This window comes from Pelagerythrobacter rhizovicinus, from assembly GCF_004135625.1.
GTDB classification, from domain to species: domain Bacteria; phylum Pseudomonadota; class Alphaproteobacteria; order Sphingomonadales; family Sphingomonadaceae; genus Pelagerythrobacter; species Pelagerythrobacter rhizovicinus.
On the sequence record NZ_SDPV01000002.1, the window covers coordinates 726959 to 745543 of the forward strand.

The window sequence follows — 18585 nt, forward strand, 5'->3', positions numbered from 1 at the left end:
ATTCACCCGCTCGCCCCTACATTGTGCGGCGAAAGGATTCCTGTTCCGATGAACGACGACAAGCAGCCCGGCGACCCCGAGGGTGGCGGCCCCAATCCCTGGATCAAGAGCCTCATGGTCTGGGGCGGGATTTTCCTCGCGCTCGTGCTCCTCGTGTCGATGTTCGGCAATGCCGGGCAGCCGGCGGGCAAGGAGATCGGCTATTCGACCTTCCGCGAGAACGTGGAGGCGGGCCTGGTCAAGGACGTCACGATCTCGCCCGAGCAGATCACCGGGACTCTCGATAACGGCGACACGTTCAGCACCGTGCCCGTGACCAACGACACGCGGCTGACCGAACTGCTCGACACGAACGGCGTCGAATACACCGGCACCGCGCCCGAGCGGATGAACATCCTGCTCGCCGTGCTGATCCAGTCGCTGCCGTTCATCCTGATCCTCGGCATTGCCTTCTTCGCGCTGCGCCAGGTCCAGAAGGGCGGCGGCGGCGGCGCGATGGGCTTCGGCAAGTCGAAAGCCAAGATGCTGACCGAGAAGCAGGGCAAGGTGACGTTCGACGACGTGGCCGGCATCGACGAAGCGCGCGAGGAGCTGGAGGAGATCGTCGAATTCCTCAAGGATCCGCAGCGCTTCTCCAAGCTCGGCGGCCAAATCCCCAAGGGCGCGCTGCTGGTCGGTTCGCCCGGCACCGGCAAGACCCTGCTCGCCCGCGCCATCGCGGGCGAGGCGGGCGTGCCGTTCTTCACCATCTCGGGCTCCGACTTCGTCGAGATGTTCGTCGGCGTCGGCGCATCCCGCGTGCGCGACATGTTCGAGCAGGCGAAGAAGAACGCGCCGTGCATCGTCTTCATCGACGAGATCGACGCGGTCGGCCGCCACCGCGGCCACGGCCTCGGCAACTCCAACGACGAGCGCGAGCAGACGCTGAACCAGCTCCTCGTCGAGATGGACGGGTTCGAGGCGAACGAAGGCATCATCATCATCGCCGCGACCAACCGGCCGGATGTGCTCGACCCTGCGCTGCTGCGCCCGGGCCGCTTCGACCGCCAGGTCGTGGTGCCCGTGCCCGACGTCGACGGGCGCGAGAAGATCCTCGCCGTGCACATGAAGAAGGTGCCGCTGGCGCCCGACGTCAACCCGCGCACGATCGCGCGTGGCACCCCCGGCTTCTCGGGCGCCGACCTCGCCAACCTCGTCAACGAGGCCGCGCTGCTGGCGGCACGCCGCAACAAGCGCCTCGTCGCGATGCAGGAGTTCGAGGACGCGAAGGACAAGGTCATGATGGGCAGCGAGCGCCGCTCCATGGTCATGACCGACGACGAGAAGAAGATGACCGCCTATCACGAGGCCGGCCACGCGCTCGTCAGCCTCAACGAGCCGGCGTCCGACCCGATCCACAAGGCGACGATCATCCCGCGCGGGCGGGCGCTCGGCATGGTCATGCGCCTGCCGGAGCGGGACAACTACTCGTACCATCGGGACAAGATGCACGCTGACCTCGCGGTCGCCATGGGCGGGCGCGTGGCGGAGGAGATCATCTTCGGTCACGACAAGGTCTCGAGCGGCGCCTCGTCCGACATCCAGTATGCGACCAAGCTGGCGCGCAACATGGTCACCAAGTGGGGCATGTCCGACAAGCTCGGTCCGCTGCAGTACGAGGAGAGCCAGGAAGGCTACCTCGGCATGGGCCAGACCGCGCGCACGATGGGTTCTGACGAGACCAACAAGCTGATCGACGCCGAGATCAAGACGCTGATCGAAAGCGCGCACCGCCGGGCGACCGAGATCCTGAAGACGCAGGAGGACAAGCTCCACCTGCTCGCCCAGGCCATGCTCGAATACGAGACGCTGACAGGCGACGAGATCCGCGAACTGCTCGACAGCGGCACGATCGACCGCCCGGAGGCACCGCGACAGGCGACCGTGCGTCCGGTCACCGGTTCGGCGATCCCGAAAGCCGGCAAGCGCTTCGGCGGCAGCGAGGGCGCCCCGCAGGGCGCCTGACGGCCAGGACTATCGGATACTGGCCGGTCTCTCTCGCGAGAACGGTCAGTATCCTGCCATCCAGCCGATCGCCATGAAAAAGAAGGTGATCGCGATCCACGCGAACAGGCTCAGCGCCAGCATGCGCCACAGCGCGCCGAAGCGGCTGGTGCCGTACGCGCCGCGGATCTGCCGGTACATGTGATAGGGCGCATAGAACAGCAGCAGCCCGCCGATGCCCGGCATGCCGAAGTAGAACAGCAAGCTCGAGACGGCGGCCAGCGCGACCATGAAGGCGATCGAGTACGTCGTGAAGACCGTGTGATCGTAGCCCTTGAACCGGCGCGAGAACGGGAACAGCAACCATACGAACGGCACGCTCAGGGGGATCAGCATCCAGCTGAACTTGTAGGCATTGGTCTGCAGCTTGTAGATCGTGAGCTGCGGGTTGGCTGCCGCCTTCTCCCATGCAGCGGTGATGGCGTTGCCTTCGGGCAGCGGATTCTGCTCGAATCCTTCGCGAAAGTTCGTCTCGAACTCGGTGCCCACACCGCCGATGACCATTCTAAGACCGCGCTGGTCGTCCTCGAGTTCGGCGATGCGCTCGTCGATCTCTGCGAGGTCGGCCGGATCGTCGAGGTTGCGCTCGCGGTCCTCGCGCAGTTCGGCAAGTTGCTTCTCGTTGGTCGCATAGGCCGACCTGACCTGGTCGAGTCCGCTGATGTCCGGAGCGAACGCCTGCGAGCCGCCCACGAGGCTGAACACCGCGAAACTGAGAAACACGACGAACAGGAACAGCGCGATCGGGCTGACGTAGCTGGCCCGCCTGCCGTCGATATATTCACGGGTGAGCTTTCCCGGCTGCCAGACGAGCAGCGGCAGCGTGCGCCAGGTCTTGCCTTCGAAGTGGAGCACGCCGTGCAGCAGGTCGTGGAAAAACGCACGCAGCGTGCGGTGCACGTGCGCACGCTGGCCGCAGTTGTGACAGTGCGGCCCGGCGAGCGGTGTGCCGCAGTTGAGGCAGGCGCTCTCCTGCGTATGGCCGGTGGCGCCGGGCGACATCTCCCCCCGTTCCGGTTCGACCGCGCGCGCCGCCAGCGCCCCGGTGGCGATCTCCGCCATTCCCTCGCCGATATCCCCTGCCATGCGGCGCTTTTAACCGTGAGGCGCGGTCGAGGGAAGCGTGCGGACCGGATATGAAAAGGGCCGCCCTTGCGGGCGGCCCCTTCGAAAGTCGCGGGGAGGGCGGGTCAGCCCTCGTAGTCGGAGCCGATCGAGGTCGAGCGGGTCGGGGCGGATGCGGTGATGCGCAGCGCTTCGGCCGACTGGCTCAGCGAGCCGATCTCGTCCGCCTCGTCCTCGTCGTCGGGCAGAATCTTCTGCAGGCCGGTGACGAGCGATTCCTTGAGTTCCTTGGGCCGCACCGTCTGCTCGGCGATTTCGCGCAGGGCGACGACCGGGTTCTTGTCGCGGTCGCGGTCGACGGTCAGTTCCGCGCCGCCGGAAATCTCGCGCGCGCGCTGCGCAGACAGCAGCACGAGATCGAAACGGTTGGGGATCTTGTCGACACAATCTTCGACGGTAACGCGCGCCATGTGGCACTCCGATGTTTGCAAATGGGTTGTTCGGAAAGCGTGCGAGCTAGGCGGCCGGGCCGCGAAAGTCAAGGATTTGCGCCCGGGCGCGGCACGCCCTAAGGCTGCGCGATGGCCGGTACGCAGACCTCGGGCGATATCGCCGACCGTACCGCTTTCACCGATCCCAGTTCCTTCTCGATACATGCCGGCGGACAGGACCTGACGTTCTACCCGGCCGGAACGGACCGGCGCGAAGCGCTGTTCGCGATGGTCCGAGCGGCGAAGCGCTCGCTCAAGCTGTGCTTCTACATCTATGCCGAGGACGAAGTGGGCACCGCGCTGCGCGACGCGCTGGTCGAAGCCGTCGGGCGCGGTGTCTCCGTCACGCTGATCCTCGACGGCTTCGGTGCGGCAGCGGGCGATGAATTCCTCGCCCCGCTGCGCGCTGCGGGCGGCACCATCTATCGTTTCAGCCCGCGCTGGACGCAGCGCTATCTGATCCGCAATCACCAGAAGATCGTCATCGCCGATGACGAATGCGGAATGATCGGCGGCTTCAACATCGAGGACTCCTACTTCGCCCCGCCCGACGAGGACGGCTGGAACGATCTCGCGATCCGCATCGAGGGATCCGCGGTGACGGGGTTGGCCCATTGGTTCGCGCGGCTGAGCGACTGGTGCGACGTCGACGACCACAAGTTCCGCTCCATTCGCCGCGCCGTGAGAAGCTGGGACTGGGCCGAGGGCGGCGCGCGCTGGCTGGTGGGCGGACCGACCAACGGGCTTTCCACCTGGGCGCGCTGCGTCAGCGAGGACCTGCTGGAAGGGCAGCGGCTCGACATGCTGATGGCCTATTTCTCCCCGCCCACACGGCTGCAGCGGCGCATCGGCCGGATCGCGGCGAAGGGCCAGACGCGGCTGGTCATGGCGAGCAAGAGCGACAACCCCGCCACCGTCGGCGCAACGCGCTCGCTCTACAGCTACCTGCTGCGCAAGGGCGCGCGCGTCTGGGAGTTCAAGCCTTGCAAGCTGCACACCAAGCTGATCGTGCTCGACGACGTGGTCTATCTCGGCAGCGCGAACTTCGACATGCGCAGCCTCTATCTCAACCTCGAACTGATGCTGCAGATCGAGGATGCCGCGCTGGCCGATCGGATGCGGGAGTATATCTCCCATCACATAGAGGCGTCGGAGGCGATCACCCCGGCGCTCCACCGCAAGCGCGCCACGCTGTGGAACCGCGTGCGCTGGAACCTCGGCTGGTTGCTCGTCTCGGTCATCGACTATACGGTGACCCGGCGGCTGAATCTCGGCCTATAGGTGCTGCCGGACCCCCAAGCGCTGTCCTGCGCGTTGGTGGGCGAAGGAGAACTCCATGCGAATTGCGATCCTCTGCGCGGCACTCGTGCTGACAGCCTGCGGCGATACGGGCGAACAGGCTCGCCAGCCGGACGTTGCCGAACCGTCCGCTCCGCGGGCGGCCGAACGGGCGGCAACGCTGGAAGCGCTGGGTGAGGCGGATATCCGCTCGGCCCGGCTAGAGGGCGAACTCGCCTGCACCTTCCGCCGCGAGAACGGGCAAGCTCCGATCTTCTTCGGGCGCGGCAACGTGCTCGACGATGCCGGCGCGGTGGCCGCGGTGAAATACGACGGCTCGGTGCGGCGTCTCGCGATGGAGGGCCGGGGCGGCTACGATGCGATGGCGGACGGCGCGCGCTTCGGCGGCCAGGGGCTGACGCTGACGATCGACAGGGCCGGCGACGAGCCGGTCGCCGAAGAGCCGCAGGTAGCCATGGAATCGCCGATCTACCCCGCCACGCTGACCTTCACCGGCCCGGGCGAGGCGAGACAGTCGATCGACGGCCTGTTCGAATGCGGGCCGTGAAGCCCTAGTCGTATTCGCCGGTGCGGCGGTCTTCCTCGGCCAAGTCGGAGAAGCGCGTGATGCGCGGCTCGAAGCGCAGCCGCACTTTGCCGGTCGCGCCGTGGCGCTGCTTGGCGACGATCAGTTCGGCAAGGCCGAAGACGCGCTCCATTTCCGCCGCCCAGGCGCTGTGCGCCTCGTGCGTCTTGGCATCGTCGCTCTCCACCGGGCGCTTCGGCTCGCGCGCGGCGACGTAGTAGTCCTCGCGGTAGATGAACCAGACCATGTCCGCGTCCTGCTCGATCGAGCCCGATTCGCGCAGGTCGGAGAGCATCGGCCGCTTGTCGTCGCGCTGCTCGACCGCGCGGCTGAGCTGCGACAGCGCGATCACCGGCACGTCGAGCTCCTTGGCCAGCGTCTTGAGGCCGCGGCTGATCTCGGAAATTTCGTTCACGCGGTTGTCGTTGGCGCGTCCGCTGCCCTGCAGGAGCTGCAGGTAGTCGACGATCACCAGGCCGATGTCGTGCTTGCGCTTCAGCCGCCGGGCGCGGGTGCGCAGCGCGGCGATGGTCAGCGCAGGCGTGTCGTCGATGAACAGCGGCAGCTCGGCAAGGCGTTGGCTGGCGAAGCTCAGCTTCTGGAATTCGTCGCGGCTGATCTTGCCCATGCGCAGCGCTTCGGAGCTGATCCCGGCCTGTTCGGCGAGGATACGCGTCGCGAGCTGATCGGCGCTCATTTCCAGGCTGAACAGCGCGACGCCGGCCCCGACCGACTTGCCCTCCTCGATCTGATCGCGCCGGTCGCGCAGCAGCCGGTCTGCGCAGTTGAAGGCAATGTTGGTCGCCAGAGACGACTTGCCCATGCCCGGGCGGCCGGCGAGGATGATGAGGTCCGAATTGTGCAGGCCGCCGCACTTGTCGTTGATCGAGGTGAACCCGGTCGTCTTGCCCGAGATGTGGCCGCCGGAATTGATCGCCAGCTCGATCATGCCGAGCGCCTTGTTGGTCGCCATGCCGAAACTCGAGGCTTCGCTCGTGCTCGAGGCGCCTTCGGCGACGCGAAACAGGTCCGCCTCGGCCTGAGCGATGCGGTCCATCGGGGCGACGTCCTCGCTCGTGTCGAGCGCGCCTTCGACCAGCGTGCGACCGACGCTGACGAGCTCGCGCAGCAGCGCGAGATCGTAGATCTGCTGCGCCAGCTCGCGCGGGGCGAGCAGGCCCTGTCCGTCGGCGGTGAGCTGCGCGAGATAAGTGATGCCGCCCAGTTCCTTCAGCGCCTCGTCGGCCTCGAAATAGGGCTTGAGCGTGACCGGCGTGACCACCGCGTTGCGGTCGAGCAGCGTCAGCACGCGTTCGTAGATGCGCTGATGGACCGGCTCGAAGAAATGCTCGGGCCTTACCGCGACGGGGAGCTCCTCGATCACGCGGTTGTCGATCAGCACCGCACCGAGAAATGCCGCCTCCGCCTCGATATTGGCGGGCAGCGCGCGGCCCTGCGCGGTGTCCGATTCGGGGCGGGTCAGGAGGTCTTGCTCGGCCATCGGCGGCCTTGTGCGCAGGGGTGCCCGGCAATGGCAAGTGCGCGGTTGCCGGCATCGCCTGTGGATAGCGGGGATGACGCCCGGCAAAGACGCGCGGGCATCACGAACCTCCTCTTGCCCCTGCCCCTTCGCATCTGCGAAAGCGGGCGACCATGTCCGGCTCCGAAGACACCTGGCGCATTGCCCATATCGCGCTCGATCAGGACACGATCCTGTGGCGCAACGCCGATGTCGAGCAGGAACGGCGCGTCGCGATCTACGACCTGATCGAGGAGAACACGTTCAAGCCGCTGCGTGCCGTGGCCAAGGGTCACGAGGGGCCCTGGCGCCTCAAGCTCTCGGTGCCCGACGGGCGGCTCGCGATGGAGATTCGCGACATGGCTGATGCGCACGTCGAGACGATCGTGCTCGGGCTCGCGCGCTTCCGACGGCCGATCCGCGAATATTTCGCGATCTGCGACAGCTATTATCAGGCGATCCGCAAGGCGACGCCGGCGGAGATCGAGACGATCGACATGGCCCGCCGCGGCATCCACAACAACGCGGCCGAACTGCTGCTCGAACGCCTCGAGGGCAAGATAGACACCGATTTTCCCACCGCACGACGACTGTTTACCTTGATCTGCGTCCTCCATATCAAGGGGTGACGAGGGGCCAATGGCACGCAAGGCGAGACGAATCGGATGGCGCACGCGCGCGCTCGGCCTGCTGCTGCTCGCCGCGCTGGCGGGCGGTGCGTGGCTATGGTGGGACCTTCGACACTGGCGGCCCGATGAAACGGCGTTTCCCGATCAGGGCGCGGAGGTGAGCGCAAGCGAAGGAGCGGTCCGTTTCCGTACTCTGCGCGCGCTGGGCGCGAGCTTCGTGTACCTTGATGCGAGCGACGGCGCGAGCGAACGCGACGCGCGCTTCGGCAACAATCTCGCCGATGCGCGTGCCGCCGGGCTCCAGGTCGGTGCCGTGCACCGTTTCGATCCCTGCACGATGGCAGATGGGCAGTCGGCCAACTTCGTGACCATGGTCCCGCGCGATCCGGCGCTCCTGCCGCCGGCGATCGAACTCTCGCGCACCGCTGAAGCCTGCGCCGAACGGGTCGGTGACGCGGCGGTGGAGAGCGAGCTGATGACGCTCATCAACCAGATCGAAATGCATGCGGGCAAACCGGTGATCCTCAAGATCGATCCGGGGTTCGAAGAGCGCTACCACCTCGCCGGCATGCTCGAACGCCATCTCTGGCTAACCCGCACCCGTTTCGCGCCCGAATATGCCGGCCGGCCGTGGCTGCTGTGGACGGCGAACACCTCGCTGCAGACCGAAGCCGCCGAAGCGCCGCTCCGCTGGGTGGTGGTGCAGCCTTGACGCTTTTCCGTCGCCCCTGCGAAGGCTTGGGCCTGTCCGCGGCGGCGGGACGCAAAAGCAACCGTTTTGCAGAGCGGCTTGCCGTATCTGGACCCCTGCCTCCGCAGGGGCGACGATGCTAGGATTTTCAGATGACAATGACCGACGAAGACCTCATCGCCGCCGCCCGTGCCGCGGCGGACGATGCCTATGCGCCCTATTCGCGCTTTCCGGTGGGCGCTGCGCTGCGCTTTGCCGACGGGAGCGTGGTAACGGGGGCGAATGTCGAGAACGCCAGCTACGGCCTCGCGCTCTGCGCGGAGACGGTCGCGGTGGCGAAGGCGATGGCGGGCGGCGTGCGCGGCGGGCTGGAAGCGGTGGCGGTGACCGGGCCGGGCCGCGAGCCGCTCACCCCCTGCGGGCGCTGTCGGCAGGTTCTCAACGAGCTCGCCGCGCTTGGCGGCACCGACCCGGAGGTGCTGTGCGTGGGTCCGGATGAGGTGCGCCGGACGAAGCTCAGCGCGCTCCTGCCCCACGCGTTCGGACCCGCGAGCCTGGACTAGTATCGGGGAGGAGGGGCCGCCCGGCGCCCGGACGGCCCCCTCGTTTGCGTCAGAAGCGGACGCCGAGGCTCGCCACGGCCTGATCGGTCGTCGCGTCGCCATAGGTGCCGTCGGCAATGTCTTTGTAGCGCGAGCGGCGATATTCGAGCCGCCCTTCGAACGGGCCGGGCAATTGCACCTGGACGCCGCCGCCGAAGCGCAGGCCGCCGGCATTGTCGTCGAGCTCGTCGAGCGACCCCGAGGAGGTGAAGGCTTTCGTATCGAGCGAGGTGTAGCCGATCTTGCCGTAAGCGGCGATGCCCGGCGTCAGCGCGAGGCCGGCGCGCGCGCCGATGTAGTACTGGCCGTCGGCATCGAGTCCGTCGCGCGCGCCCGAGAAGCTGTCGGGGAAAGTCGTCGAACCGCCGCTGGTCGAAAGCTCGCCCTCGACCCCCACGAAGGCGCTGCCGAGGCTGAGGTCGTAGCCGGCCGTGATGCCGTAAACCGCCGAATCGGCATCGGCGCTGACCGAGCCATCGGCCGATTCGACTTCGATCCCCTCGTAGCCAGCGATGGCGCCGACATAGAGGCCGCCGGGGGCGGTATTGTCCTGCGCCATGGCGGGCGCGGCGACGAAGCCTGCCCCGAGGGCGGCCAGGGCGAAAACTCTTTTCATTGCTGATCCTTTCGCGTGCGTTGACATGCACGCTGCCGGTTCAGCCCGCGCATCTTGCCCGGGCATGAACCGGTGGACGGCACGAGTGCGCGGCGCGACGGATCGCGGCCGCCCTCGGCTCAGTCGGCGCCCTCGAGCCACTCCAGCAAGGCGCCCAGGCAATCGCGGCCCAGTTGCTTGCAGCGCTCGGGCGACCAGTTCTGGTCGGGATCGGGCAGATCGTCGTTGTCCTTGTAGGGCATCTCCAGCGTCATCGCGGTGCAGCCGAAGCGGTGCGCGACCTGGGTCGTGCTCATGCTCATGTTCGCCTGGCCCGGCTTGGAGACGGTGTAGCCCTTCTCGGTCTGGAAATCGGGCGTGCGGCGCTCGAGGATCGCACGATAGCGGGTGAAGCCGGCGAGGTGCTCGTCGGTCAGGCCCGGAATGCCTTCATAGCCGGCGACGAAGACCGCCGGGATCGCCTCGTCCCCATGGACGTCCATTGCGAAGTCGACCCCGGTCTCGTCCATCCCATTGCGGATGGCGAGCACTTCTGGTGAGTTCTCCGCGGTCGGATTGTCCCACTCGCGGTTGAGGTTCACGCCCTTGGCATTGGTCCGCAGATGGCCGCGGCGCGAGCCGTCGGGATTGCAGTTGGGCACCACATGGAACCGGCAACGGGTGCGCAGTGCGCGGGCGATCGGGTCGGCGGGGTCGGTCAGGCGTTCGAGCGCGCCTTCCATCCACCACTCGGCCTGGGTCTCGCCGGGGTGCTGGCGGGCATAGAGCCAGACCTGCTTCTCGCCCTCGCCCAATTCGAGGCAGTCGATCGGCTGCCCGTCGAGGCTGGTGCCGAGACAGCGATAGGAGACGCCCTCGCTCACCGCGCATTCGGCGACGAGATCGTGGTGCCGCTCCATCGAATAGGGCGCGAAATAGGCGAACCAGGCGATGTCGCTGGCGGGAGCGTGGCGGATCGTCAACGTACCGCCGTCGGCCTGCTTGTCGTAGCTGGTCGAGGCGGTTGCCCAGTAATCGCGGTCTTCGCTCACCCGGCAGTTGTAGCCGGGCCAGCCGAGCGGATAGGCCGAGCCTTCGAGCCCGGTGATCTTCAGCACCAGCTCGCGCCCCGCCGCTCCGCTGGCGCGGAAGTGAAACCACTGTTTGAATTCGGACATATGATCCTGGCGGATCGCCAGGGTGGCCTCGGCGCCGCTGACCGACAGCACCTCGATGTTGCCGCTGTCGAAGTTGCTGTCGATCCGGATGTCGTTCACTCGCTGACCCTTACTTCTATCGTTTCGCCGTTGTTGCCGGGGAATCCCCGGAACAGCGCATCGGCGATCGCCGAGGCGTTGGCTGGGGTATCGGCATATGGTGAATTGTCACTTACCGAAAATTGCGCGCGGCCCTCCCAAAGTGTCGCGCCACTTTCCTTGTCTTTTAACATGACCCCGATCTGCGTGTCGAGCATCTCGCGCGGGCCACCCCCGCCGAGGTTGATCCCGAGTCCGACTCCGACGCCCGAGCCGTAGCTGCCGGTCGACCCGCCGACACCGACGTTGACGGGGGAACGCTCCCGCCCGTTGCGGCCGGACACGAAACGCTCGACGCGCACTTGCGCCACTTGCGTCGCCGCGGCCCGCGAGGCCTCGCGATAGCCGAGCTCCTCCAGCTCGCGGGCAACCGCCTGTTTGTAGGGCGCGAGCGCCAGCGAATCGCTCTCGGCTCCGGGGGCGCTCTCGACGAAGACGGTACCCTGCCCGAGCCGCGTCTGCGCGGCGGGATCCAGGAAGCGGGTAACTTCGACCGGGCTGGTGACGGCCGGGGTGGCGCATGCGGACAGCGTCGCCAGCGCGGCAGCGGCGGCGATCGCGGTAGGAAGGGTTCTCATCGGCGGGGCTCCTTCATCGGTCGCGCCATCAACGCGCGAATGCACCCATCTGTGCCCGGCGCACGGCAGAAGCAAACGGTTCGTTTACCGTGCGTGGCCTAGCACGGCACGATGGAATCCAAGCCCCCTGTCCTGGTGACCGGCGGTGCCGGTTATATCGGCAGCCATGCGGTGCTCGCGCTGCTCGATGCTGGCTGGCCGGTCGCGGTGATCGACGACCTTTCGACGGGTTTTCGCTTCGCCGTGCCCCCGTCGGTGCCGTTCTACCACGGCGACGTGGCCGACGGTGCTCTGCTGGCGCGCATCTTCGCCGAGCAGAGCACGCGCGCGATCATGCATTTCGCCGGCTCGGTCGTGGTGCCCGAATCGGTTACCGATCCGCTCAAGTACTACGACAACAACACTGCGAAGAGCCGCGCGCTGATCGCCGCAGCGGTTGCGGCGGGCGTGCCCCACATGATCTTCTCCAGCACCGCGGCGACCTACGGCATGCCCGAGGTCTCGCCGGTCACCGAGACGACGCCGCAGAACCCGATCAATCCCTACGGCTGGTCGAAGCTGATGACCGAGCGCATGCTGGCCGACGTCGCCGCCGCGCACCCGATCAACTACTGCGCGCTGCGCTACTTCAACGTCGCCGGCGCCGATCCGCAGGCGCGCAGCGGCCAGTCGACCGCCGGCGCGACGCACCTGCTCAAGGTCGCCTGCGAGGCCGCGACCGGCAAGCGCAGCCATGTCGACGTGTTCGGCACCGACTATGACACTCCCGACGGCACCGGCGTGCGCGACTACATTCATGTCAGCGATCTCGCCGCGGCGCACGTGCTCGCGCTGGAGGCGCTGATCGCGCGGCCCGCGCGTTCGCTGGCGATGAACTGCGGCTACGGCCGCGGCTTCTCGGTGATCGAGGTGCTCGACGCGGTCGATCGGGTCACCGGCGGCACGATCGAGCGGCGCTTCGGGCCCCGCCGCGCGGGCGATCCGGGTGCGCTGGTTTCGGACCCGTCGCTGATCCGCGCCGCGCTGGCATGGAAGCCGAAATATGCCGATCTCGAGCAGATCGTGTTCCACGCGCTGCAGTGGGAACGCATGCTCGACGAAGTGCACCGGGAAACCCGCGATGCCGCGCCTCTTCGCGTCATGCCGGCGGCCTGAGCGCGCTTGACTTTGCCGCCTGCCGCCCTTAGGCGCGCGGCTTGATTTTCCGGCATCGGGGGACGATCTCCGGTGCCGATTTCATTTCCCGGGAAAGACCAATGAAGATCCGCAACAGCCTCAAGTCGCTCAAGGACCGCCACCGCGATTGCCGCGTCATCCGCCGCCGCGGGCGCACCTACGTGATCAACAAGACCAACCGCCGCTTCAAGGCCCGCCAGGGCTGATGTCGGCCGCGCCGCGATTCGTTCGCGGCCGCGACGGAGCGAGAGGCCTCCGCGAAGGCGGGGGCTTTTTGCATGTCTGACGCGCGTTCCGACCCGATCGACGCCGTCGTGTTCGACGTCGGGCGCGTGCTGATTCAGTGGGATCTGCGCGCGCTGTTCGCCAAGCTGATCGAGGATGCGGAGGAGCTCGACTGGTTCCTCGCCAACGTCGTGACCGAGGAATGGCACTTCCAGCACGACGGCGGGCGTCCGCTGGCGGAGATGGTGCCGGAGCGGAAGGCCGAGTTTCCCGAGCATTCCGCATTGCTCGATGCCTATGCCACGCGCTTCCTCGAGACGATCCCCGGCCGCGTCCCCGGTACTGACGCGCTGGTCGAGCGGCTGGCGGAGCGCGGCGTGCCGCTGTTCGCGATTACCAATTTCGGCGCCGAGTTCTGGGCGCAGTTTCGCCCGACCGAAACGCTGCTCGACCGGTTCGCCGACATCGTGGTCTCGGGAGTGGAGCGGATCGCCAAGCCCGAGCCCGCGATTTTCGCGCTCGCGGCCCAGCGGTTCGGCCATGCCCCCGAACGCATGCTGTTCATCGACGACAACCGTGCAAACGTCGATGCAGCGGACGGGCTCGGCTGGCAGGTTCACCATTTCACCGATGCCGACACGCTCCAGCGCGATCTCGCCGAACGCGGGTTGATCTGAAAAAGGGCCTCCGGCGTGTGCCGAAGGCCCTGCAGTTGCCACCCGTGATGGAGAGGACGGGGTGGGAGATTTACCGGTCGTTGCAGCGAGCGAGGTCTTCGGCGTCGAGAGCCTTGCCTTTGGCGCTAAACCCGGTCACTTCGCCGAGTTCGCGTACGACGCGCTGACACACGACCATCGGGCGCGAGTTGCTCTTGGCCGCGGCGCAGCTCGTGCCTTCGCACTGCCATGCGACGCCGCTGATGATCTTGGTGCGTTCCGCCGCCGGGGCTGCGAGCTCTGCGGTGTAGAACGCGGCGCCGTTTGCCAGGGCCGGGCTAGGCGTCAACGCTGCGCCCAGCGTAAGCGTGCTGCAGACGAGCGCCAGCGAGACCGCGCCGGCGCTGCGGAGGGGAGAGGAGAGATTCATCGGTCTTGTCCTTTGCACGAGGGCTTTCAAAGCAAACGAGTTTCGATTAGAAACCAGTTGCGATTCGCTACCTAACGAATCGCAAATTAAGTTGCAAGAGAAAACTGAGTTTCAATTTTGTGACGGCGCCCCTTCGCGTTACACAGGGCGCCGGGAGAAAAGATGCGATGGGCGACCTCAGAGAACCGCTACGCGAACTGACCTCGTGCGGCCTGCCCGAGGCGCTGGAAGTGATGGGCGAGCGCTGGAGCTTCATGATCCTGCGCGCCAGCTTCAACGGCCTGCATCATTTCGAGGAGTTCCTTAGCGAACTCGGCATCGCCCGCAACATCCTGTCGAACCGCCTCGCGAGGCTGGTCGAGCACGGCATCCTCGACCGCCAACCCTGCCCCGACGACCGCCGGCGGATCGAGTACCGCCTGACCGAGAAGGGCTACGATCTCCTCCCCGCGATGGTCGCTCTGCGCCAGTGGGGGCAGAAGTACGGCTCCGAAGTGGTCGAGGACCCGGTTCTCGTCGATGCGTTCGACCGGCTGCCGATCGGCCCGACCTCGATCCTCTCCCACGACGGCCGCATCCTCGGCCCCCAGGACCTTCGCCTGGTCAAGCCCGACCGCCTCGGCCTGCGCGAAGACGGCACCCGCGTGGAACCCGGCGAACCGCTGGGCCGCGGAGATGTGGCCTACGGCGGCCGGGTGCAGGCGGCGGAATAGCGCCGGTAGAGCGGTTCACGAACAATCTACCGGACCGACTCCCGTATTCTTGGCAGCATGTCGGGGGTAAGCTTGGCAGGGCGCGCCGGCAGAGGCGTCGCCGCACGTTCGCCGTTCTGCTCGATGTCCTCGATCAGCAACTTCATTTCGGCAATCTCCCTCACCTGACTCTCGATGATCCCGTCGGCGAGCTTCCGCACCCTCGGATCGCTTATCGCCGCCTTGCGGGCATTGTTGATCGCGATGGAATGGTGGGGGATCATTGCCTTCATAAAGCGGGTGTCATCGACAAGAAGTTGGCTGCGATTGAGCGCCAACAACGTGGCCGCAACGAGCAGACCGATTGTGAGCACCGCGATTTTCGCTCCCTGCAGCGCGTACATTTTCCACATGAAGGCGAGCATCACTGCCGTCATCACCCCGCCCATGATCAACGCTGAGAGGAGCCGGTTCACGCTGAACATGGCATGGTCCGCGCTGTAAACGAGGTGGTACATGAGGAAGAACATGATCGCGGTCGAAGTCGCGATCATCGCCCCGAAGCGGCCCCAGCCCATTTTACCTTCCTTGTGCGTTTCCACGTCGCCGCCTCCATCCATGTATGGTGAGCCGTCAACGAACGCGTTCGAAGGTTGTTTCGGCGCCGAGTATCCGCCCAGCCGTTGCGGGTGGGTCGGTCGCTAAGCCCGCGGCGGCTGGCGCCGATAGGACAAGGCTTCGGCCACATGAATGCGCCCGATCTGTTCGACGCCCGACAGGTCCGCGATCGTCCGTGCGACGCGCAAGATGCGGGTATAGCCGCGCGCCGATAACCGCATGGCCTCGGCCGCCTGCATCAGCAGCTTGCGGCCCGCCTCGTCGGGTGTGGCGAAGCGTTCGAGGGGGTCGCCGTCGAGCTCGGCGTTAGTGCGCACGCCGGTCTCTTTCGCCCGTGCCGTCTGGGTGGCGCGGGCGCGGGCAACGCGCGCAGCGACGTCGGCCGATCCTTCGGACGGCGGCGGGAGCGCGAGGTCGGCGGCGCTGACGGGATCGACTTCGACGTGGAGGTCGATCCGGTCGAGCATCGGCCCCGAGACTTTCGACTGGTAGTCCGCCGCGCAGCGCGGGGCGCGGCTGCAGGCGAGCGCCGGATCGCCGAGGTGCCCGCAGCGGCACGGGTTCATCGCCGCCACGAGCTGCACGCGAGCGGGAAAGGTGACGTGCGCATTGGCGCGGGCAACGTCGACCTTGCCGGTCTCGAGCGGCTGGCGCAGCGAATCGAGCACCGCGCGCTGGAATTCGGGCAGTTCGTCGAGGAACAGCACGCCCAGATGCGCCAGGCTGACTTCGCCCGGCTTGACCTTCAGCCCGCCGCCCGTGAGCGCGGCCATCGACGCCGAATGGTGCGGCGCGCGGAACGGACGCGTCCGGCTGATCCGTCCGCCGTCCAGCGTGCCCGCGACCGACTGCACCATCGACACCTCGAGCGCCTCGGCCGAGGTGAGCTCCGGCAGTACGCCGGGCAGGCATGAGGCGAGCAGGCTCTTGCCCGCGCCCGGCGGCCCGATCATCAGCAGATTGTGCCCACCCGCGGCGGCGATCTCGAGCGCACGCTTGGCGGTTTCCTGGCCCTTCACCTGCTTCAGGTCGGGCCCGTGCGGCGCCTGCTCGACCTCGCCTTGGGGTGGGTCAGGTAGCCGCTGTGTGCCTTTCAGGTGATTGAGCAGGCTGATGAGATCGGGCGCGGCGACCACCGGTACCTCGCTCGCCCAGCGCGCTTCGGAACCTTGTGCGGCGGGGCAGATCAGCCCCGCCTCCTCCTCGCTCGCGTGGAGCGCGGCGAGCAGCACCCCGGGCGAGGGGACCACGCGCCCGTCGAGCGCCAGCTCCCCCACCGCGATGAAATCGGTCAGATGCTCGGCATCGGTCACGCCCATGACGGCCAGTAGCGCGAGCGCGACGGGGAGGTCGTAGTGCGATCCCTCCTTGGGCAAGTCGGCGGGCGAAAGATTGATCGTGATCCGCTTGGGCGGCAGCGCCAGGCCCATGGAAGAGAGCGCCGCGCGCACGCGCTCCTTGCTCTCCCCCACCGCCTTGTCGGCGAGGCCGACGATGTTGAACTTCGGCAGGCCCGGCGCGATCGAGCACTGCACTTCCACCGCGCGCGCCTCCAGCCCGAGATAGGCCACCGTCCTCACCAGTGCGACCACGCAATCCCCCTGTTCCCCGGACGCGTTGTGGCGCGAACGGGCGCGGCTGTCGAGACGGCGGCGAGGGAATGGTCGGAGATGGAGCGAACAAGGTGAATCGCGCGGCAAGCATTTTGCTACCGATTTGGGCAAGGAGGCCCGCCGCATACCGGCAGGATGCGAAAGGTGCTCCTTGCCCTTGCGAGCCTGCTCGCCGCGCTTGCCGTGCCGGCGCATGCGCGCGAGCCTGTTGCCACAGTCGCGGCCGAGACCGGCTCGACGCGGTTCGTTCCGGCGCGGGTCGCGGCGGAGCGGCAGGCGATCGCCCACTACGGCCCGTTTCGCGTCCTCGACGCCGGCCGCGCCGCACTGGTCGGCGTGACCGATTCGATGGCGCCTGCGCAGTTCGCCGCCATGCTGCGCGATCATCCCGCGCTGGCCATGCTCGAACTGATCGAGTGCCCGGGGACCGAGGACGACCGCGCCAATCTGGAGCTCGGCCGTCTGATTCGCGCCGCCGGCCTGGCGACGCATGTTCCGCGCGGCGGCTCGGTGCGCTCGGGCGCGGTCGAGCTGTTCCTTGCCGGCACGGAGCGTCATATCGACGAGGGCGCCGAGTTTGCGGTCCATTCGTGGATCGACGAGGACGGCCGCGAGGCGGAGGATTTCGCGCCGGACGCCGCTATCCACCAGCCCTATCTAGCCTATTACCGCGAAATGGGCATGGAGGACGCCGAAGCCCGGGCGTTCTACGCGATGACCAATGCTGCCCCTTTTGCCGCGGCCAGATGGCTCGACGCGTCGGCGATGCGCCGGTGGCTCGGCACGGGCGTCTCGCGGCCCCAGCCGCGCATCGCCTATCTTGACTTGCCGCCCATGCTGCCCTAACCGCGCGGCCATACAGGCGGTCGCCTCGAGAGGGCGGCCCTTTTTATTTCGACCCAGAGGTTATCATGAAGCGCACTTTTCAGCCCAGCAATCTGGTCCGCGCCCGCCGTCACGGCTTTTTCGCGCGCAAGGCCACCCCGGGCGGTCGCAAGGTGCTGCGCGCCCGCCGGAAGCGCGGCCGCAAGACGCTCTGCGCGTAACTTGTTTTCCGCGCGTCCATCCGGACGCGCGATTTCCTCGCGCCTGAGGGCGCTGCGGGCGGCCGGTCGGCCTTGCGGGCTCCCTTCGGGAGCCCGTTTCGCGCCTGCTTACCATCGTCCGCGTTTGATCCTATCTCTGCGGCCATGACCATCGGGACGATCCGCAAGCGGGCCGATTTCCTTGCGGCGAATCGCGGGCTGCGCGTGGCGCGGCCGGGGTTCGTGCTGCTTGCGCATCCCAATGGCGGACGGGGCAAGCGCTTCGGGGTCACCGTGACCAAGAAGATCGGCAACGCGGTGGTGCGCAACCGGATGAAACGCCGGTTCCGCGAACTGCTGCGTGCGGCCCTGCCCGAAGGCGGGCTGCCCGATCACGATCACGTGCTGATCGGCCGCGAAGGCGGGGTCGAGCGCGATTTCGCCCGGATGCAGGCGGAGCTGGCCGAAGCGCTGCAGCGCGCGGCCGATGGCAAGGGCGACGCGCCTCGCCGGCGGCGGAGCCGCGCGAGGTGAGGCAAGTCCTGATCCTCGTCGCGCGCGCCTGGCAGCTCGGCCCTTCGCGGGTGCTGCCGCCGACCTGCCGCTACGCCCCGAGCTGTTCCGAATACGCGATCGAAGCGCTCGGCAAATACGGGGCAATCAAGGGTGGATGGATGGCGCTCAAGCGTATAATGCGCTGCCACCCATGGGGCGGGCACGGCTATGATCCGGTGCCGTAATGCCTATATAACACACC

Annotated in this window: 23 protein-coding genes; 14 read left to right on the plus strand and 9 right to left on the minus strand. The window is 67.3% G+C overall.

Going from position 1 to position 18585, the window contains the following annotated elements; genetic code table 11:
- Window positions 1-48 precede the first annotated feature (48 nt).
- Window positions 49-2004 carry an ATP-dependent zinc metalloprotease FtsH gene (ftsH, locus tag ETX26_RS11340; protein WP_129524785.1) on the plus strand — a complete coding sequence of 652 codons (1956 nt, stop codon included), beginning with the start codon at window positions 49-51 and terminating at the stop codon, window positions 2002-2004.
- Window positions 2005-2049: 45 nt separating this feature from the next.
- Here the strand turns inward: ftsH and ETX26_RS11345 are convergent, their stop codons facing one another.
- Together ETX26_RS11345 and rpoZ are read right to left on the minus strand one after the other, a co-directional pair.
- Window positions 2050-3129: a DUF3667 domain-containing protein gene (locus ETX26_RS11345; RefSeq protein WP_129524786.1), complete on the minus strand. Its 1080-nt coding sequence runs from the start codon at window positions 3127-3129 to the stop codon at window positions 2050-2052.
- A gap of 104 nt (window positions 3130-3233) precedes the next feature.
- The gene (gene rpoZ, locus ETX26_RS11350) at window positions 3234-3578 is read right to left on the minus strand and encodes a DNA-directed RNA polymerase subunit omega (protein ID WP_129524787.1); all 345 of its coding nucleotides are present in this window, start codon (window positions 3576-3578) and stop codon (window positions 3234-3236) included.
- A 111-nt stretch (window positions 3579-3689) separates the two neighbouring features.
- On the opposite strand from rpoZ, the gene ETX26_RS11355 reads away from it, so the two are divergent.
- Together ETX26_RS11355 and ETX26_RS11360 are read left to right on the plus strand one after the other, a co-directional pair.
- Window positions 3690-4880, plus strand: coding sequence for a phospholipase D-like domain-containing protein (locus ETX26_RS11355; RefSeq protein WP_129524788.1), 1191 nt, complete (start codon window positions 3690-3692; stop codon window positions 4878-4880).
- A gap of 55 nt (window positions 4881-4935) precedes the next feature.
- Window positions 4936-5445, plus strand: a complete 510-nt coding sequence (locus ETX26_RS11360) for a hypothetical protein (RefSeq protein WP_129524789.1) — start codon at window positions 4936-4938, stop codon at window positions 5443-5445.
- Window positions 5446-5449: 4 nt separating this feature from the next.
- Here ETX26_RS11360 and ETX26_RS11365 read toward each other — a convergent pair whose 3' ends face one another.
- Window positions 5450-6964, minus strand: a complete 1515-nt coding sequence (locus ETX26_RS11365) for a replicative DNA helicase (RefSeq protein WP_129524790.1) — start codon at window positions 6962-6964, stop codon at window positions 5450-5452.
- Between the two features lie 152 nt (window positions 6965-7116).
- On the opposite strand from ETX26_RS11365, the gene ETX26_RS11370 reads away from it, so the two are divergent.
- The 3 genes from ETX26_RS11370 to ETX26_RS11380 all read left to right on the plus strand — a co-directional run bounded on the left by ETX26_RS11370 (window position 7117) and on the right by ETX26_RS11380 (window position 8865).
- Window positions 7117-7611 carry a UPF0262 family protein gene (locus ETX26_RS11370; protein ID WP_129524791.1) on the plus strand — a complete coding sequence of 165 codons (495 nt, stop codon included), beginning with the start codon at window positions 7117-7119 and terminating at the stop codon, window positions 7609-7611.
- Between the two features lie 10 nt (window positions 7612-7621).
- The gene (locus ETX26_RS11375; RefSeq protein ID WP_129524792.1) at window positions 7622-8323 is read left to right on the plus strand and encodes a glycoside hydrolase family 25 protein; all 702 of its coding nucleotides are present in this window, start codon (window positions 7622-7624) and stop codon (window positions 8321-8323) included.
- 137 nt (window positions 8324-8460) lie between these two features.
- Window positions 8461-8865, plus strand: coding sequence for a cytidine deaminase (locus ETX26_RS11380; RefSeq protein WP_129525355.1), 405 nt, complete (start codon window positions 8461-8463; stop codon window positions 8863-8865).
- Window positions 8866-8914: 49 nt separating this feature from the next.
- Here the strand turns inward: ETX26_RS11380 and ETX26_RS11385 are convergent, their stop codons facing one another.
- The 3 genes from ETX26_RS11385 to ETX26_RS11395 all read right to left on the minus strand — a co-directional run bounded on the left by ETX26_RS11385 (window position 8915) and on the right by ETX26_RS11395 (window position 11393).
- Window positions 8915-9520, minus strand: coding sequence for an outer membrane protein (locus ETX26_RS11385; protein ID WP_129524793.1), 606 nt, complete (start codon window positions 9518-9520; stop codon window positions 8915-8917).
- A gap of 119 nt (window positions 9521-9639) precedes the next feature.
- Window positions 9640-10776 (minus strand): M14 family metallopeptidase, encoded by a 1137-nt coding sequence (locus ETX26_RS11390; protein WP_129524794.1) that lies wholly within the window; start codon window positions 10774-10776, stop codon window positions 9640-9642.
- Window positions 10773-11393 carry a DUF4136 domain-containing protein gene (locus tag ETX26_RS11395; RefSeq protein ID WP_129524795.1) on the minus strand — a complete coding sequence of 207 codons (621 nt, stop codon included), beginning with the start codon at window positions 11391-11393 and terminating at the stop codon, window positions 10773-10775. The genes ETX26_RS11390 and ETX26_RS11395 overlap by 4 nt, the downstream gene beginning before the upstream one ends.
- Window positions 11394-11504: 111 nt before the next feature.
- On the opposite strand from ETX26_RS11395, the gene galE reads away from it, so the two are divergent.
- The 3 genes from galE to ETX26_RS11410 all read left to right on the plus strand — a co-directional run bounded on the left by galE (window position 11505) and on the right by ETX26_RS11410 (window position 13471).
- On the plus strand, window positions 11505-12548 hold the full coding sequence (gene galE, locus ETX26_RS11400; RefSeq protein WP_129524796.1) for a UDP-glucose 4-epimerase GalE: 1044 nt from the start codon (window positions 11505-11507) through the stop codon (window positions 12546-12548).
- A 101-nt stretch (window positions 12549-12649) separates the two neighbouring features.
- Window positions 12650-12775: a type B 50S ribosomal protein L36 gene (gene ykgO, locus ETX26_RS11405; RefSeq protein ID WP_029941846.1), complete on the plus strand. Its 126-nt coding sequence runs from the start codon at window positions 12650-12652 to the stop codon at window positions 12773-12775.
- Window positions 12776-12847: 72 nt separating this feature from the next.
- Window positions 12848-13471: an HAD family hydrolase gene (locus tag ETX26_RS11410; RefSeq protein WP_129524797.1), complete on the plus strand. Its 624-nt coding sequence runs from the start codon at window positions 12848-12850 to the stop codon at window positions 13469-13471.
- Window positions 13472-13541: 70 nt separating this feature from the next.
- Here ETX26_RS11410 and ETX26_RS11415 read toward each other — a convergent pair whose 3' ends face one another.
- Entirely contained in the window at window positions 13542-13880 is a 339-nt protein-coding gene (locus ETX26_RS11415; RefSeq protein WP_129524798.1) for a CC_3452 family protein, read from the minus strand.
- A 167-nt stretch (window positions 13881-14047) separates the two neighbouring features.
- Here ETX26_RS11415 and ETX26_RS11420 point away from each other — a divergent pair, with 167 nt between their 5' ends.
- Window positions 14048-14593: a winged helix-turn-helix transcriptional regulator gene (locus ETX26_RS11420; RefSeq protein WP_129524799.1), complete on the plus strand. Its 546-nt coding sequence runs from the start codon at window positions 14048-14050 to the stop codon at window positions 14591-14593.
- Window positions 14594-14619: 26 nt separating this feature from the next.
- Here ETX26_RS11420 and ETX26_RS11425 read toward each other — a convergent pair whose 3' ends face one another.
- A complete protein-coding gene (locus ETX26_RS11425) occupies window positions 14620-15174 on the minus strand; it encodes a DUF305 domain-containing protein (protein ID WP_225425751.1) in 555 nt (184 codons plus the stop codon).
- A gap of 99 nt (window positions 15175-15273) precedes the next feature.
- Window positions 15274-16782: a YifB family Mg chelatase-like AAA ATPase gene (locus ETX26_RS11430; protein ID WP_129524801.1), complete on the minus strand. Its 1509-nt coding sequence runs from the start codon at window positions 16780-16782 to the stop codon at window positions 15274-15276.
- Window positions 16783-16938: 156 nt separating this feature from the next.
- Here ETX26_RS11430 and ETX26_RS11435 point away from each other — a divergent pair, with 156 nt between their 5' ends.
- From ETX26_RS11435 to yidD, 4 genes are all read left to right on the plus strand, one after another.
- The gene (locus ETX26_RS11435; protein WP_225425752.1) at window positions 16939-17649 is read left to right on the plus strand and encodes an alpha/beta hydrolase; all 711 of its coding nucleotides are present in this window, start codon (window positions 16939-16941) and stop codon (window positions 17647-17649) included.
- A 65-nt stretch (window positions 17650-17714) separates the two neighbouring features.
- Complete coding sequence (rpmH, locus tag ETX26_RS11440; protein WP_119514694.1) at window positions 17715-17849, plus strand: 50S ribosomal protein L34; 135 nt, start codon at window positions 17715-17717, stop codon at window positions 17847-17849.
- A 144-nt stretch (window positions 17850-17993) separates the two neighbouring features.
- Window positions 17994-18362: a ribonuclease P protein component gene (gene rnpA / locus ETX26_RS11445; RefSeq protein ID WP_129524802.1), complete on the plus strand. Its 369-nt coding sequence runs from the start codon at window positions 17994-17996 to the stop codon at window positions 18360-18362.
- The gene (gene yidD, locus ETX26_RS11450) at window positions 18359-18568 is read left to right on the plus strand and encodes a membrane protein insertion efficiency factor YidD (protein WP_129524803.1); all 210 of its coding nucleotides are present in this window, start codon (window positions 18359-18361) and stop codon (window positions 18566-18568) included. Before rnpA ends, yidD begins: the two co-directional genes overlap by 4 nt.
- Window positions 18569-18585: the final 17 nt, after the last annotated feature.